The sequence below is a fragment of the Sphingomicrobium aquimarinum genome (genome assembly GCF_039655735.1).
Classification (GTDB): domain Bacteria; phylum Pseudomonadota; class Alphaproteobacteria; order Sphingomonadales; family Sphingomonadaceae; genus Sphingomicrobium; species Sphingomicrobium aquimarinum.
On sequence record NZ_JBBYXH010000001.1, the window covers coordinates 85,967 to 100,962 of the forward strand.

The window sequence follows — 14,996 nt, forward strand, 5'->3', positions numbered from 1 at the left end:
AAGGACAACGCCATGAGTTTCGCCTGGGCCAAGCCTTACGAACCCAAGACGCAGCTGGGCCACTGGGTCGACCAGCGCCTCCCGCTTCCGCGCATGATCTACGGCGCGGTCGGCGGGGGCTATCCGGTGCCGCGCAACCTCAACTATGCGTGGAACTTCGGCGTTCTGGCGGGTGTCTTCCTGATGATCCAGATCGTCACCGGTATCGTGCTGGCGATGTGGTACAACAGCAATACGGGTACCGCCTTCAGTTCGGTCGAGCACATCATGCGCGACGTGAATTCGGGCTGGTTCCTGCGCTATGCGCACGCCAACGGCGCGAGCTTCTTCTTCATCGTCGTCTACATCCACATCTTCCGCGGGCTCTTCTACGGCTCCTACAAGGCGCCGCGCGAACTCGTCTGGATGCTGGGTCTCGTCGTCTACCTCCTGATGATGGCGACCGCCTTCATGGGCTATGTGCTTCCCTGGGGCCAGATGAGCTATTGGGGCGCGCAGGTCATCACCGGCTTCTTCAGTGCGTTCCCCTTGATCGGCGAACCGCTGCGCGTCTGGCTCCTGGGCGGCTATGCGCCCGACCAGGCGGCGCTGACGCGCTTCTTCAGCCTCCATTATCTCATGCCGTTCGTGATCGCGGGTGTCGTGATCCTCAAGACGTGGGCGCTGCATATTCCGGGTTCGTCGAACCCCACGGGCGTCGACGTGAAGACGGAAAAGGATACGCTGCCCTTCCACCCCTTCTTCACCGCGAAGGACGGCTGGTTCGTGCTCGCGGTGCTGATGGTCTACGTCACCGTGACCTTCTTCCTGCCGAACGCGCTCGGCCATGCCGACAACTATATCGAGGCGAACCCGCTGGCGACGCCCGCGCACATCGTTCCCGAATGGTACTTCTGGCCGTTCTACGCGATCCTGCGTGCGTTCACCGCGGACTTCATCCTGCCGGCAAAGCTGTGGGGCGTGCTCGCGATGTTCGCGGCGATCCTGCTGCTCTTCTTCCTGCCGTGGCTGGATCGTTCGCCGGTGCGCTCGGGTCATTATCGCCCGCTGTTCAAGGTGTTCTTCTTCATCTTCGTCGCCGACATCGTGCTTCTCGCCACCTGCGGGGTGATGCCGGCCGAACAGCCCTGGGTGGCCTTGAGCCAGCTCGGCACCATCTATTATTTCGCCCACTTCCTCATCATCCTGCCGCTCATCTCGAAGTTCGAGAAGCCGCTGCCGCTGCCCAACTCGATCTCGAGTTCGACGCTGCACGGCGAGGCGGAGGAAAGCGCGCCCTACGGGCTCGCCAAGGCGTAAGACACGGGACGCGAGAAGAGATTAGAACATGGGTCAGATCCTGAAATTCATCGGTGTCCGCGGCATCGCCTTCCTCGTCGGCGCGGGCTTCATCCTCGTCCTGGCGATCGCGCTGATCGGCGACCTGTCGACCTACCTGAAGAACCCGCCGCCCGAGACGGCCGAGCATGTGCTGCACAAGGAAGCCAAAGATATCGGCTTCACCTTCGACGGCCCCTTCGGTCGCTACGACCAGGCACAGCTTCAGCGCGGGCTTCAGGTCTACCAGGAAGTCTGTTCCTCGTGTCACGGCATGCAATATGTCGCGTTCCGCAATTTCGAGGATCTCGGCTACACGCCCGACCAGGTGAAGGCGTTCGCCGCCAACTGGCCGATCGAGGTGCCGACCCTGAATCCCGACACGGGCGAACGTGCCACGCGTCCGGCGATCCCGTCCGATCGCATCCCGAGCCCGTACGATAACGAGGTTGCGGCGCGCGCGGCGAACAACAATGCTTATCCGCCCGATCTCAGCCTGATCGTGAAGGCCCGCGAGGGTGGGGCGCCGTACATCTACTCGCTGCTCACCGGCTACCAGCAGCCCTATCAGGGCTATGACCGGCCGGCCGCCGAGCTGGCGGAGGAATTCCCCTCGGCAGCACCGGGCGAGGGTCTCTATCACAATCCCTATTTCGCCAACCTCAACATCGCCATGCCGGCGCCGATCACCTCGGACGGGCAGGTGACCTATCCCGAGGGGGCACCCGCGGCGACGGTCGAGCAGATGTCGGCGGACGTTGCGGCCTATCTCGCCTGGGCGGCCGAGCCCAAGGCGGACACGCGCAAGAATGCCGGGATTGCGGTCCTCGTCTTCCTCGCCTTTGCGACGGTGTTTGCTTACCTCAGCTATCGCCAGATCTGGGCCGAGGCGAAGCGCAAGGTCGTGGCGAAGGGTCCGCTGGACCCCGAGAATATGGCGGAGCGTGAAGAGGCCAAGGACGAAGCCGCCGAGCACGGACGCGGCGTGAAGGGCTAGAAACCCGCTTCGTCCTTAGCGACCAAGTAGCGACGGCTCGGCAGGACTTCCCTGCCGGGCCGTTCTGCTTTTCGGGGGTGCGAGATGTGGACCCGGGCGAACAGCACTGGCATGGCGGATAGTCGCACGCTTCACCGCAGGGTTTCAGGAGACCTGTCATGAGCAGATTGTCCGCCGCATCGGACCGGAACGATGATCTACGCAAACTCGTTCGCACGATTCCCGACTTTCCGCGCCAGGGCGTGCAGTTTCGCGATCTGACGACCCTGTTTCTCGACCCCGCGGGGTTCCGCGCCAGCGTCGAGCGTCTCGTCGAAAGTGTGACCGTGCCCGTCGATCTGGTGGCGGCCATCGATGCTCGCGGCTTCGCGATCGGCGGCGCCGTCGCGGAGCGTCTCGGCGCGGGCCTTCTTCTCATTCGCAAGGACGGCAAGCTGCCGGGCGAGACGATCCGCGAACCCTACACGCTGGAATATGGCAAGGATGCGCTGACGCTGCACGAAGGCTCGGTGCCAACGGGGTCGCGGGTACTACTCGTCGACGATCTGATCGCCACCGGCGGGACGACCGGCGCGGCGGTGAAACTGGTCGAACGCGCGGGCGGGCGCCTGGTGGGTGCGCGCTTCCTCATCGAGCTTCCCGAACTCGGTGGCACTCGCAAACTGCGCGACCTCGGGGTCGAAAGCTGGAGCCTGATGGAATTTGCCGGCGACTAGGCCGGGCGACAGTGCGAGAGCATGCTGGCCGTGAATTGCATCACCTCGACCTGATCCTGGTTGAAGACAATGATACGGCTCTTGTGGATCCCCACACCGGGTCGACTGTCGAGCCGGCGTTTGGACAGGATTTCCATCTCCACCGAGAGCGTGTCTCCCGGGTGGACGGGCCGCGGCCAGCGTAATTCATCCACGCCCGGCGAACCGAGGCTGGCCATCTTCTGCTCGGTCATACGATCGACGAGCATCCGCATGGTCATCGCACAGGTGTGCCAGCCCGAAGCCGAAAGGCGGCCGAACAGGCTTCGCGCGGCGGCCTCGTCGTCGAGGTGGAAGGGCTGCGGGTCGTAGGCACGCGCGAAGGCGAGCACTTCCTCGCGGGTGACTTCATAGGCGCCGAAGCGCTCGACCGCGCCGACCTCGACATCTTCCCAGTAGATCATGGCATGACCTTGATGAAGAAGAGCGTGCCATCGGGCCCGCGGAAATATTGCCAGCGATGGCCGGCCCAACTGCCCGGCTCGCCGACCAGCTCGACGCCCTCGGCGACGAGGTGGTCGCGCGCGTCGTCGAAGTCCTCGACCGTGAAGGCGATCGTCGGGGGTGTGTTGTTGCGCTTGCCCGGCCCGTCGCGCCCGAAGATCTCGACCTGCTGGCCCGAGGGCATCGAGAGGATCGACTGGTCGGCGGCGGTCTCGTCGACCGTCAGCCCGAGCGTCTCGGAAAAGAAGCGGTGCATCTCCGCATGATCGTCGGTGCCGACCCCCATCCAGCCGATGCCGATGATGCGCATCGGCATCACACGTTGAACTTGAAGAGCATCACGTCGCCGTCATGGACGACATATTCCTTGCCTTCCTGCCGCAGCTTGCCGGCATCGCGCGCTCCGCTTTCGCCGCCGAGGCCCACATAATCGTCGAAGGCGATGGTTTCGGCGCGAATGAAGCCGCGCTCGAAATCGGTGTGGATCTCGCCCGCGGCCTGCGGTGCCTTGGCGCCGCGGAAGACCGTCCAGGCCCGCGCTTCCTTGGGACCCGCGGTGAAGAAGGTGTGCAGATTGAGCAGCTCGTAGCCCGCGCGGATGATGCGGTTGAGGCCGGTTTCCTCAAGCCCCATCTCTTGCAGGAATTCGAGGCGCTCGTCGCGTTCCATTCCCACCATGTCGGCTTCGATCGCGGCGGAGACGATGACCGCCTCGGCGCCCTCGGCCTCGGCCTTGGCGAAGACCTTGGCGGACAATTCGTTGCCGTTCGCGGCATCCTCTTCGTTGACGTTGCAGACGTAGAGGACGGGTTTGGCAGTCAGGAGCTGCGCCTGCGCGAAATGCTTGGCTTCCTCCTCGTCGTTGACGTCGGTGAGGCGGGCGGGCTTGCCTTCGCGGAGCAGGTCGAGCGCCTTGCCCAATACGCTTGCCATGATCTTGGCGTCCTTGTCGCCGCCGGTGGCGCGCTTCTGGGCATTGGGCACGCGCTTCTCGAGGCTTTCCATGTCGGCGAGCAACAGTTCGGTCTCGACCACTTCGGCATCGGCGAGCGGGTCGACCTTGTTGGCGACATGCTGGATGTCGTCGTCCTCGAAGCAGCGCAGGACATGGACGATGGCATCGACCTCGCGGATATTGGCGAGAAACTGGTTGCCGAGCCCTTCGCCCTTGCTGGCGCCCGTCACGAGCCCCGCAATGTCGACGAAGGCGAGCTGGGTGGGGACGATCTTGGCGCTGCCCGCGATCCTGGCGATTTCATCGAGCCGCGGATCGGGGACCGCGACCTGTCCGACATTGGGCTCGATGGTGCAGAAGGGATAGTTGGCGGCCTGCGCGGCCTGTGTTTCGGTGAGCGCGTTGAAAAGCGTCGATTTGCCGACGTTGGGCAGGCCGACGATGCCGCATTTGAAACCCATGATTTTCTACTCTTTTGGTTTGCCGCGATCTGCATCGCGTGCTTCTTTCCGTTGGCCGGTGCCTTAGGAGAAGGACGGACTTTCGACAAGCGCGGGACGGAGGGGAGTGGGGAGGTTTCATGCCCGAAAATGCGACGAGGCCACCGATGAAACCGTGGCAGGCGACCTCGACGATCGTCGCGACCCAACTGGGGTTCGTCGGCTTCGCCTATGCGATCGCCCGATGGCAGGACGTCGCGCTGTTCGAGGCGCTCCGCTTCGCGCCCGAAGCCCTCGCTTGGGGCGTGGCGGGAGCGGCGGCAATGCTCGCGCTCGTCTACGGGTCGCGGACACTTCTGCCGCGAGTCTGGGTTGATCTCGACAAGCTCGTGCGCGAGGTGTTCGGGGAGAGTGGACTGTCGCTTGGCTGGCCGACGATCCTGCTGGTCTCGGCAAGCGCTGGGATCGGCGAGGAGCTTCTTTTTCGCGGCGCCTTGCAGGGCTGGTTGGCGAGCGAGGTACCGCTGTGGCTCGCCATCGTCGGGCCGGCGCTGCTCTTCGCCGTGTTGCACCCTTTCAGCCGCGCCTATGTCGCTTATGCCTTCGTGATCGGCTGCTTTCTCGGCGCGCTATACTGGTGGACGGGCAGCCTGCTCGCCGCCGTCATCGCGCATGCGCTCTACGACGTCGTGGCGCTGGGACGCCTGAAACGCATGATGGCACGGGACGTCAGGCGAAGTTGAAGCTGATGGAGAGGCGCTCGCCGGGGCCGGGATGGGGAAGCACCTCGTGGCGCAGGAAACTTTCCCATAACAGCAGCGTCCCCGCCTTTGGGGCGATGGTGACGAAGGGCTGGAGATGCTCGGGCGCGTCGTCGCGGCGCAAGGGAGCGGCCATCATCATGGCGTGGCGCGGATCCTCGAACCGGATCGCCCCCGCGCCCTCGGGGATTTCGACGTAAAGCGTTCCCGAGAGGACGCTGTGGGGATGGAGATGCGAGCTATGATGCGCGCCCGGCTCCATGAGGTTGACCCACAAATGGTCCAGGGTCGGTCGGTAATCCCAGCCGATATCCTTCGCAAAAGCGCGGGCGCGGCGGGTGAGGAGCGGTTTGAGGTCCCCGATGACCGGATCGCGCGTGACGAGATCGTCCAACGAGGCGTAGCTGGTGTAGCCCCTATAGTTCTTCTCTTCGGCCCATTCCTGCCCGGCCTCGTCCTCCTCGGCGAGATAGCGGATGGTGTCGGCAAGCTCGTCGAGACGCTCGGCGTCGAGCATTTCGCTGCGGTGGAGCGGCGTCGCGAATAGGAGGCGGGTGTCGGCCATCGTCAGTCTCCCTGCCGCAGCGCGACATCGTTCATGAAGCGCACGCCTTCCTTTTCCGCTAGCCAATGCGCCTCGGCGGCCATCGACACGAGCATATGCGCAAGGTCGTCGATTTCGCTTTTGGCGTAATTGCCGAGGACGTGGCCGGTGACGCGATCCTTGGAGCCGGGGTGCCCGATGCCGATCCGTACGCGGCGGAAGTCGGGGCCGAGATGCGCGTTGATCGAGCGCAGGCCGTTGTGCCCGGCAAGGCCTCCGCCGTCGCGCACCTTGACCTTCATCGGCGCAAGATCGAGCTCGTCATGGAAGACCGTGAGGGCCTCGACGTCCAGTTTGTAGAAGTCGAGCGCGGCACGAACCGACTGGCCGCTCTCGTTCATGAAGGTTTCGGGCTTGAGAAGAATGATCTTCGTCTGCCCGATGCGGCCCTCGGCGGTCTGGCCGCGGAACTGCTTCTTCCACGGCGAGAAACCATGTTCCTCGGCGATCGTGTCCAGCGCCATGAAGCCGACATTGTGCCGGTGTGCCTGATATTTTCCGCCCGGATTGCCGAGCCCTGCCCACAATTGCATGGCGGCCTCCTAGCCAAAAAAGAAACCGCCGCCCAGCCCGGGGGCGGAGCGGCGGTTCCGTCTGTTCGCGATGGGCGCGAAAGCGGGCTTATTCGCCGCCTTCGTCGCCGCCTTCGGCATCGTCGCTCTGCTCGGTCGCGGGGACTTCGCTCGGATCGACGGCCTCTTCGTCTTCTTCTTCTTCCGAAGCGGCCTTGAGAACGCGCGGCGCCACCATCGTCAGCACCGTATAGTCGCGATCGACCGTCGGCTTGGCGCCTTCGGGAAGATCGACCTGGCTGATGTGGATCGCATCGCCGATTTCCATGCCGTCGAGGCTGATGACGACCTCATCGGGAATGTCGCCGGCATCGACCAGCAGTTCGAGCTCGTGACGCACGACGTTGAGCACACCGCCGGCCTTCATGCCGGGCGAGGCTTCCTCGTCGACGAAGCGGACCGGGATCTTCACCTCGACGAACGCGCCCTTGACGAGGCGGAAGAAGTCGACGTGGATCGGGCGGCTCGTGACCGGGTGGAACTGGATGTCCTTGGGGAGGGTCCGGTGGCTGTCGCCATCGACCTCGACCCGGACGACCGAGTTCATGAAGTGTCCGGTCTGGAGCATCTTCACCAGTTGCTTTTCCTCGATATGGATGCCGAGGGGTTCCGTCTTGCCGCCGTAGACTACGGCGGGGACCCGACCTTCGCGGCGCAATTCACGGGAGGCTCCCTTGCCAGCCTGTTCGCGCAGCTCGGCGGGCAGCGTCAGCTGATCGCTCATATGCTTGTTTCCTTTAGATGTATCTTGCCGTGCAGCACCGCCTCCAGGGATGACCAGAGCTGCAACCGGCGCGCTATAGGGCGCGGCGGTCCTGCGCGCAAGCTCTAGCTGGCGACGCGGCTGACCGTGAGGCCGGCAGCCTCGAGCGCGGCAAGAACTCCCGACGGTCCGACGAGCGCACCCGCGTTGACGGCGACCATCTGCGTGCCGGGCGTGGCAAGACGGGCTCGGACCAGGTCGGCGAGGCGTCGGTTTCGCTGGGTAACCAGCGCTGCATGGAGCGCGGTACCGGGGGCGATCCCCATGTTGAAGGTCGCGTCGATCGCGTCGAGATCACCGCTGCTCCATGCCGCCAGCATGTCGGTGAAGCGCGTCTTGATGGCGTCGGGGCCGAGGATCACCGATTCGAGGAGCTGGCGCTGCGCTTCGATGGGAAGCGCGTCATAGGCTTCCAGCTGCTGGCGGTTGGTCTCGAGCTGGTCGAGGCGTTTGCCGGAAAAGGCCGCGCGCAGGTCGGGTGCGACACCCGCCGCGCCGCTGAGGCCCAAGAGCTGCATATGCGCCGAGTAGAGCGTGAAGGCGGCGGCCCAGTTCTCCATGATGTCGTAGGTCGCAGTCTCGACGCCCGAGCGGGCCATGAGGTTGGACAGCGTGGGTCGGAGCGCCGGATCGACACGATTGAGCAGCGGCGGAAGATCGCGCGCAAGACCGAGGTCGGCCATCAGGCGGCCGGCGCTGGCCTGATCGCTGCGGTCGATCAATGTCTCGAGAACCAGCGTGTCGCTGGCGGCGATGGCAGCGTCGATGGCGGGCGTGCGCCATTCGTAGGTTTCGGGCAAATAAGCGAAGGTGCCGAGCAGGTAGAGCGTCGTGTCTTCATCGCGGACCTGCCAAAGGGCGGGGTTGGTCGATTCCACCGTCGCAGCGGCAGATCGGGGCGCGTCGACCGAGATGGCGCGGCTGGCGTCATAATCGTCGAGATCGCGATTGCCCGCGGTGGCACAGGCGGTGAGCGCAAGGGCGGCGGCGCTGACGAGAAGGCTCTTCATGGCCGCGATGATGCGCCCGAGGCGTCGGCCAGCGCAAGCCCTATCGCAAAACCGCCCCGCCGCTGGATAGCGACGAGGCGGTCTGGAAGAGGATGCGATGGCTTACTGGACGCGCTCGATCGTGAACCCCTTGGCTTCGAGCATCGACTGGACGCTGTCGCCGCCGACGAGATGGCCGGTGCCGACGGCGACGAACACGGTGCCGGGCTGGTCCATCCGTTCGGCCAGCGTCTGGGTCCACTTGGCGTTACGATCGACGAGGATCGCCTGATAGCTTTCAGGCGAACCGTCGTTCATTTCCTTGAAGACTTCTTCGAAACCCGCGGTGTTGCCGGTGGCCCAGTTCGTACGCATCGTCTCGAACATCTCCGGCAAGTCGTCGAACTCTGCCATGCCTTCGTTGAACACCTTGGCCTGCGCTTCGAGGCTCACGCCGCCGAGGGCGGCGAGCTGCTCGACGGTCGTCTCCAACCCGCCCAGCGTCTTGCCGTCTTCGTTGGCGGAGTTGAGGATGGTCATGTCGGCGCCCTTGTCCATCGTGAGGCCCATGCCGGGCAGGCTCATCTGCGTCAGGGTGAAGCTCGCCATCGTCGGCTCCATCTTGGCGACCGCCATCGCGGGGAGGCCGACCGTCTCGGCCTTCTCGACGAACAGCGCATAGGCTTCGGGTGCGACGAGGCTTTCGAGCGTCTGATCGCCCGAGAGCATGACATGCTCCATCATCGCGGCCTGGATAACGCTCGCGTCGGTTTCGGGCACCGCCTCGATATAGACTTCGCTCGATGCGTCATAGGCATCGCGCACGGCGCCGTCGAACCAGACTTCGTTGCCCTCGAGGAAATGGAAGGTGCCGAACAGATAGATGGTGGTGTCCTCGTCGGCGACCTTCCACAGCGCGGGATCGGCGTCGATCTGCTCCTGCGCGCAGGCCGGCGCGGCGATCAGCGCCAATGCGGCGGTGGAGAGGCCGAGGGCTTTCTTGATATTGGATACGAACATGATGATTTTTCTCCGAATTGTGTGTGTGCGTGAAAGATCAGTCGTCGATGCGCGTGACGGTGTAGCCGCGCTCGCGAAGCATGGAGACGACGCTGTCGCCGCCGACGAGGTGACCCGCGCCGACCGCGACGAAAACGGTGCCCGGCTGGCCCATCCGCGTCACGATATCGCCGGTCCAGTCCGCGTTGCGTCGGGTGAGGAGCGCGCCTCGCACCTCGGAGCCCATCTCGAGATCCTCGTTGAAGACATCCGCGATGCCGGCTTCGTCACCGCGCGACCAGGCAACCTGCATGGCGTTGAGCATCGCGACGATTTCCTCGTCGGTCGTATCGTCGAGGCTGCCGTTGGTGAAGGCGACCTGCGCCTCGGGTGACATCGTGTCGAAATAGCTGAGCTGCTCGCGGGCGGTTTCGAGGCCCTTGATGGGAAGGCCGCGTTCCTCGACCAGATTACGCAGCGTCATCTCGACACCGGCCTCGCCGGACATGCCCGCCTTGGTGGCGATCGCATTGGCGAGTGTCAGTCCGACAAACCACGTCTCCATGACGTCGAGCGCCTGAGCGGGAACGCCCAGCGGCTTGACCAGCTCGACGACACGGGCCGCATTCTCGGCGCCGAGACGTTCGGCTAGCGAGGGCTGGCCGGGCGAAATCGCCAATTCCATAATCAGCGGCTGAAGTGCCGCCGGATTAGAAAGATCGTCGGCGATCTCAAAATAGACTTCGTCCGAGGCGGCGAGGGCGGCGTCGATCGTGTCGGTGCGCCAGTTGTAGCCCTCGGGCAGCAGGTGGAACGTGCCGAGCAGATAGACGGTCGTGTCCTCGTCGGCGACGCGCCAGATGGCGGGGTCGATCGTGCCTTCGGGCGCGACATTGCCGGTGGCGGGGGCGGCGCTGACCGACATGCCGTCGTCATAGGTGGCGCAGGCGGAAAGGCCGAGCGCGGTGGCGGCGAGGAGGAGGGTCTTCTTGATCATGGAATCGTCCTTTTTTATCATAGGTTTGATGAATGGTTCATTTGTATCGGTGGAAAAGATAGCCGAGCATTGTGACAGCGAAGAAAGCGACATAGACCGCCTCGTGCAGTGGCTCGGCAACGAAGCCGCCTTTCCAGAGCGCGTACCAGGCGGGGTACAGGCAGATGAGCGCGAAGCCGCCGGCCTGCACCGCCCAGGCCTGGTGCGAGAGCTCGATCTCGTCGGTCGTCTTCGTGGCGGCGAGTATCAGCAGCGGGATCACCACCAGGACGTTGATGACGACGCCGATCGCGACGATCGGAGGCCAGCCGCCGCCCGATGAAGCGAACAGGCCATCGGTGGTCACGGCAAGCGTGGCGCCGACGATGGCACCGAGCCCGATGGCAAGCCCGATGATGATCTTTTGCAGGCGGACGCGCCGGGCTTCGCGCGCTTCGCCGGTCGGCGCTTGAGGGGAAGAGGTCGTCATTCGATCGTCTCCGGTCATTCAGAAGCGGTTGAGGAGCTTGCGCGCCAGCAGCGTGGCGGCGGCGGCGAGAAAGGAGAGCAGGAACAGCGGGAATTCCTGCCACGCGAGCACGGGGCCATCCTGCGTCAGACCCAGTTCCTCGGTCACGAGCAGCAGGGCGAAGCCCGTGATGTAGGTGAGAAAACCGATGCTGCCGGCCCAGAGCTGGTCGAGGCGGTCGACCTCGTCGAGACGCCGCCACCACAGAAAGGTGAGCACGGGCGAGAGGATGAGGAAGCCGAGAATTGTGACGATCCCGACGATGAGACGGTCGCTCGGTTCAGGGTCGGGCAGGTCCCCGTACCAGACGAGGACCAGTCCCACCGCAAGGCCGATGACGAAGGAGGCGGCCTTGAGTGCGAACAGGAAACGGGAACGGCGACGCGCGCGGTCCTCGCCCGAGAGTTCAGCCTTGTCCGTCATCGAAAATCTCCTCGATCGGCTTTTCGAACAATCGCGCGATCCTGAAGGCGAGGGGGAGGGAGGGGTCGTGCTTGCCGGTCTCGATGGCGTTGACCGCCTGCCGTGACACGTCGAGCCGCCCCGCCAGTTCCGCCTGGCTCCAGCCGTTGATGGCGCGCAGGACGCGAAGGTCGTTCTTCACGACGGCTTCCCTGCTCAGAAGATGAGGGCGCCGAGCACGAATGCGCTGATCGCCGTCCACATCAGCAGGCGGTCGGCATCCGTCTGCGGTTTGAGGATGCGCTGTATCGTGTCGCGGATCTGATCTTCGTTGGTCATGTCTACTTCCCTTTTTGTCAGGTTATGCTGACTTTATGTCGTGATTCGCTGTCATTGTCAACATGACCTGACAAAATGTTGCGTTGACCTTCCTTTTTCGTTGGAAGCTGTGCCTTGCTTGACGGCGCCATCCGCCTCGCGCAAAGCGCTGGCCATGCTGAGTTTTCAAGATCTGATCCTGACGCTGCACGCCTATTGGGGCGGGCAGGGATGCGCCATTCTCCAGCCCTACGATCTGGAAATGGGGGCAGGAACGTTCCATCCGGCGACGACGCTGCGCGCGTTGGGGCCCAAGCCATGGAAGGCGGCTTATGTGCAGCCATGCCGCCGCCCGACCGATGGCCGCTATGGCGAGAACCCCAACCGGCTGGGGCACTATTACCAATATCAGGTGATGCTGAAGCCCAGTCCGGCGAATTTGCAGGATCTCTACCTCGGGAGCCTTCGCGAGATCGGCATCGATCCGTTGAAGCACGACATCCGTTTCGTGGAAGACGATTGGGAAAGCCCGACGCTGGGCGCCTGGGGGCTGGGCTGGGAAGTCTGGTGCGACGGGATGGAAGTGACACAGTTCACCTATTTCCAGCAGGTCGGCGGGTTCGACTGCAAGCCGGTCGCGGGCGAACTGACCTACGGGCTCGAGCGGCTGGCGATGTACATCCAGGGCGTCGACAATGTCTTCGACCTCGCGTTCAACAACGACGGGATGACCTATCGCGACGTCTTTCTCGAGAACGAGCGCCAGATGAGCAAATATCACTTCGAGGTCGCCGATACGGACATGCTGTTCGATGCTTTCAGGAAGGCCTCAGCCGAGGCGCAGAACGCGCTCGATCATGACGTGCCGCTGGCTGCCTACGAGCAGGCGATCAAGGCGAGCCACATCTTCAATACGCTGCAGGCGCGGGGCGTGATTTCGGTCGCCGAGCGGCAGGCCTATATCGGCCGAGTGCGCGATCTGGCGAAGGGGGCGTGCGCCGCCTGGCTCGAGCGCGAGATGGAGACGGCCAATGGCTGATTTCCTGCTCGAACTTTTTTCCGAGGAAATTCCGGCGCGGATGCAGGCCAAGGCGCGCGGCGATCTGGAGCGCTTGTTTGCCGAGCGGTTGAAGGAGGCGGGGATCGCTGCGGAGGCGATCACGACCTATTCGACCCCCCGGCGGCTCGCACTGATTGCGCGCGGACTGCCGGAGCAGACCGAGGCGGTGCGCGAGGAAATGAAGGGCCCACCCACCGCCGCGCCCGACCAGGCAGTCGAGGGCTTCCTGCGCAAGGTCGGCATGGAGCGCGACGCGCTGGAAGTCCGCGACGTGAAGGGTCGCGAAACCTATTTCGCGGTGATCGACAAGCCGGGGCAGTCGACAGCGGAGATTCTGGGGCCGGCAATCGCGGCGATCGTCCGCGATTTTCCCTGGCCCAAGTCGATGCGCTGGGGCGCAGCCTCGTCGTCGAACGAGAGCCTTCGCTGGGTGCGACCGTTGCACCGCATCGTCGCGCTGCTCGGCGGCGACATCGTGCCGGTCGAGATCGAAGGCGTATCGTGCGGAGCGGCGACGCTCGGGCATCGCTTCCATCATCCCGGCGAGATCACGATCGGCGGGGCGGACGATTATGTCGAGAAGCTGCGCGCCTGCCATGTGCTGGTCGATCATGAAGAGCGCGAGGCGATCGTTCGTGACGGCGCGAAGGCAGCGGCGGAAGGCGCTGGCTATGCGCTGATCGAGGACGAGGGGCTGGTGATCGAGAATGCGGGGCTGACCGAATGGCCGGTGCCGCTGCTCGGCCGGTTCGATGCGGATTTTCTCGACGTGCCCGAAGAAGTCATCCAGCTGACCGCGCGAACCGACCAGAAATATTTCGTGATGCGGGGCAGCGACGGGCGTTTGGCGCCGGCGTTCGTGTGCACGGCCAATATCGAAAGTTCGGACCCCGATGCGGTCGTCGCGGGCAACCAGCGGGTGCTGGCGGCAAGGCTTTCGGATGCGCGCTTCTTTTGGGAGAATGATCTCAAGGTTCCGCTCGAGAGCCTCGGCGCAAAGCTCGGCGATATCGTCTTCCACGAGAAGCTGGGCACTGTCGCCGACAAGGTCGAGCGGGTGGCGGAGTTGGCGCGCTGGCTGGCGGAGGAGAAGATCGTCGATGCCGATCCGGACGCGGCCGAACGGGCTGCGCGGCTGGCGAAGAACGATCTGGTCACCGGAATGGTCGGCGAGTTCCCCGAACTGCAGGGCGTGATCGGCGGCTATCTGGCGCGCGCGCAAGGCAAGAGCGATGCGGTCGCCGACGCGGTGCGCGATCATTACAAGCCGGTGGGGCAGGGTGACGAGGTCCCGACCGCGCCGGTGACGGTGGCGGTCAGCTTGGCGGACAAGCTGGATAGCCTCCGCGAATTCTTTCGTATCGATGAGAAGCCGACCGGATCGAAGGATCCGTTTGCACTTCGCAGGGCCGCACTCGGATCGATCCGCCTGATCGAGGAAAATGGTCTCCGCATGGCCGTCGCCGAGAATGACTTGCTGGCTTTCTTTGTCGACCGGCTAAAGGTGCAGCAGCGTGAAGCAGGAATTCGGCACGATCTGATCGATGCCGTGACCGCTTTAGGGGCCGAGGACGATCTGGTCCGTTTGCTCGCGCGTGTGAGGGCGCTGCAGGCTTTCGCCGAAACCGATGCGGGTGCTGACTTGCTCGCCGCCTACAAGCGCGCGTCGAACATCTTGAAGCAACAGGGCTACGAGGGTGCGGGCGAGCTACCGGGCGAACTCGAGCAGACGGGCGAAGAAGACCCGCTCGCGCTCGTCGGCGAGAGCCAGGCGTTCGACCGGGCGGTGGCAGCCTGGGACCATGAGGAACTGCAAGGCGAGGAAGCCGCATTGGCCGATACGCTCGTCAAGACGGGCCCGGTGGTCTCCCAGGCGCTGGACGACGAGGACTTCGTCGCGGCGATGGAAGCGCTGGCGGGCCTGCGCGGGCCGATCGATGCCTTCTTCGAGGGCGTGATGGTCGCGGTCGACGACGATGCGGTGAAGGCGCGGCGGCTGGGCCTGCTGGCGCGGTTCCGCAGCCTCGTCGGCGGGGTCGCGGATTTCTCGAAGATCGAGGGGTAGGGCGACTAGTCTCAGTCGTCATCCCAGCGCAGGCTGGGATCCATGTCCTT

The 14,996-nt window shown here is 64.4% G+C and carries 19 protein-coding genes; 6 read left to right on the forward strand and 13 right to left on the reverse strand.

Annotation, left to right across the window (positions count from 1 at the left end; all coding sequences use genetic code 11):
* The first annotated feature begins 12 nt into the window (after positions 1 to 12).
* From WJS89_RS00440 to WJS89_RS00450, 3 genes are all read left to right on the forward strand, one after another.
* Complete coding sequence (locus WJS89_RS00440; protein ID WP_346338967.1) at positions 13 to 1,299, forward strand: cytochrome b; 1,287 nt, start codon at positions 13 to 15, stop codon at positions 1,297 to 1,299.
* 28 nt (positions 1,300 to 1,327) lie between these two features.
* The gene (locus WJS89_RS00445) at positions 1,328 to 2,314 is read left to right on the forward strand and encodes a cytochrome c1 (RefSeq protein ID WP_346338968.1); all 987 of its coding nucleotides are present in this window, start codon (positions 1,328 to 1,330) and stop codon (positions 2,312 to 2,314) included.
* Positions 2,315 to 2,472: 158 nt separating this feature from the next.
* Complete coding sequence (locus WJS89_RS00450; protein ID WP_346338969.1) at positions 2,473 to 3,030, forward strand: adenine phosphoribosyltransferase; 558 nt, start codon at positions 2,473 to 2,475, stop codon at positions 3,028 to 3,030.
* On the opposite strand, the gene WJS89_RS00455 is transcribed toward WJS89_RS00450, so the two are convergent.
* Genes WJS89_RS00455 through ychF form a run of 3 tightly spaced genes read right to left on the reverse strand, consistent with a single transcriptional unit; the run spans position 3,027 to position 4,929 of the window.
* Complete coding sequence (locus WJS89_RS00455) at positions 3,027 to 3,473, reverse strand: MaoC family dehydratase (protein ID WP_346338970.1); 447 nt, start codon at positions 3,471 to 3,473, stop codon at positions 3,027 to 3,029. The two genes, WJS89_RS00450 and WJS89_RS00455, sit on opposite strands and share 4 nt — an antisense overlap.
* Positions 3,470 to 3,829 carry a VOC family protein gene (locus WJS89_RS00460; RefSeq protein WP_346338971.1) on the reverse strand — a complete coding sequence of 120 codons (360 nt, stop codon included), beginning with the start codon at positions 3,827 to 3,829 and terminating at the stop codon, positions 3,470 to 3,472. The genes WJS89_RS00455 and WJS89_RS00460 overlap by 4 nt, the downstream gene beginning before the upstream one ends.
* Entirely contained in the window at positions 3,829 to 4,929 is a 1,101-nt protein-coding gene (gene ychF / locus WJS89_RS00465) for a redox-regulated ATPase YchF (protein WP_346338972.1), read from the reverse strand. Before ychF ends, WJS89_RS00460 begins: the two co-directional genes overlap by 1 nt.
* Before the next feature lie 146 nt (positions 4,930 to 5,075).
* On the opposite strand from ychF, the gene WJS89_RS00470 reads away from it, so the two are divergent.
* Positions 5,076 to 5,651, forward strand: a complete 576-nt coding sequence (locus WJS89_RS00470; RefSeq protein ID WP_346338973.1) for a CPBP family intramembrane glutamic endopeptidase — start codon at positions 5,076 to 5,078, stop codon at positions 5,649 to 5,651.
* Here the strand turns inward: WJS89_RS00470 and WJS89_RS00475 are convergent.
* The 10 genes from WJS89_RS00475 to WJS89_RS00520 all read right to left on the reverse strand — a co-directional run bounded on the left by WJS89_RS00475 (position 5,638) and on the right by WJS89_RS00520 (position 11,842).
* Positions 5,638 to 6,234: a TIGR02466 family protein gene (locus WJS89_RS00475; protein ID WP_346338974.1), complete on the reverse strand. Its 597-nt coding sequence runs from the start codon at positions 6,232 to 6,234 to the stop codon at positions 5,638 to 5,640. The two genes, WJS89_RS00470 and WJS89_RS00475, sit on opposite strands and share 14 nt — an antisense overlap.
* A gap of 2 nt (positions 6,235 to 6,236) precedes the next feature.
* The gene (gene pth / locus WJS89_RS00480) at positions 6,237 to 6,806 is read right to left on the reverse strand and encodes an aminoacyl-tRNA hydrolase (RefSeq protein WP_346338975.1); all 570 of its coding nucleotides are present in this window, start codon (positions 6,804 to 6,806) and stop codon (positions 6,237 to 6,239) included.
* Positions 6,807 to 6,894: 88 nt separating this feature from the next.
* The gene (locus tag WJS89_RS00485) at positions 6,895 to 7,569 is read right to left on the reverse strand and encodes a 50S ribosomal protein L25/general stress protein Ctc (RefSeq protein ID WP_346338976.1); all 675 of its coding nucleotides are present in this window, start codon (positions 7,567 to 7,569) and stop codon (positions 6,895 to 6,897) included.
* 104 nt (positions 7,570 to 7,673) lie between these two features.
* Positions 7,674 to 8,618, reverse strand: a complete 945-nt coding sequence (locus WJS89_RS00490) for a TraB/GumN family protein (protein WP_346338977.1) — start codon at positions 8,616 to 8,618, stop codon at positions 7,674 to 7,676.
* Positions 8,619 to 8,720: 102 nt separating this feature from the next.
* Positions 8,721 to 9,617, reverse strand: a complete 897-nt coding sequence (locus WJS89_RS00495; RefSeq protein WP_346338978.1) for a TraB/GumN family protein — start codon at positions 9,615 to 9,617, stop codon at positions 8,721 to 8,723.
* Between the two features lie 37 nt (positions 9,618 to 9,654).
* Entirely contained in the window at positions 9,655 to 10,593 is a 939-nt protein-coding gene (locus tag WJS89_RS00500) for a TraB/GumN family protein (protein ID WP_346338979.1), read from the reverse strand.
* Between the two features lie 37 nt (positions 10,594 to 10,630).
* Positions 10,631 to 11,062, reverse strand: coding sequence for a hypothetical protein (locus WJS89_RS00505; RefSeq protein ID WP_346338980.1), 432 nt, complete (start codon positions 11,060 to 11,062; stop codon positions 10,631 to 10,633).
* 18 nt (positions 11,063 to 11,080) lie between these two features.
* Positions 11,081 to 11,524: a hypothetical protein gene (locus tag WJS89_RS00510; protein ID WP_346338981.1), complete on the reverse strand. Its 444-nt coding sequence runs from the start codon at positions 11,522 to 11,524 to the stop codon at positions 11,081 to 11,083.
* Positions 11,508 to 11,705: a helix-turn-helix transcriptional regulator gene (locus tag WJS89_RS00515; RefSeq protein WP_346338982.1), complete on the reverse strand. Its 198-nt coding sequence runs from the start codon at positions 11,703 to 11,705 to the stop codon at positions 11,508 to 11,510. Before WJS89_RS00515 ends, WJS89_RS00510 begins: the two co-directional genes overlap by 17 nt.
* Before the next feature lie 14 nt (positions 11,706 to 11,719).
* Complete coding sequence (locus WJS89_RS00520; protein WP_346338983.1) at positions 11,720 to 11,842, reverse strand: hypothetical protein; 123 nt, start codon at positions 11,840 to 11,842, stop codon at positions 11,720 to 11,722.
* A gap of 154 nt (positions 11,843 to 11,996) precedes the next feature.
* Between WJS89_RS00520 and WJS89_RS00525 the strand changes: the two genes are divergently transcribed.
* Entirely contained in the window at positions 11,997 to 12,860 is an 864-nt protein-coding gene (locus WJS89_RS00525) for a glycine--tRNA ligase subunit alpha (RefSeq protein WP_346338984.1), read from the forward strand.
* Positions 12,853 to 14,946 carry a glycine--tRNA ligase subunit beta gene (gene glyS, locus WJS89_RS00530; RefSeq protein ID WP_346338985.1) on the forward strand — a complete coding sequence of 698 codons (2,094 nt, stop codon included), beginning with the start codon at positions 12,853 to 12,855 and terminating at the stop codon, positions 14,944 to 14,946. Before WJS89_RS00525 ends, glyS begins: the two co-directional genes overlap by 8 nt.
* Positions 14,947 to 14,996: the final 50 nt, after the last annotated feature.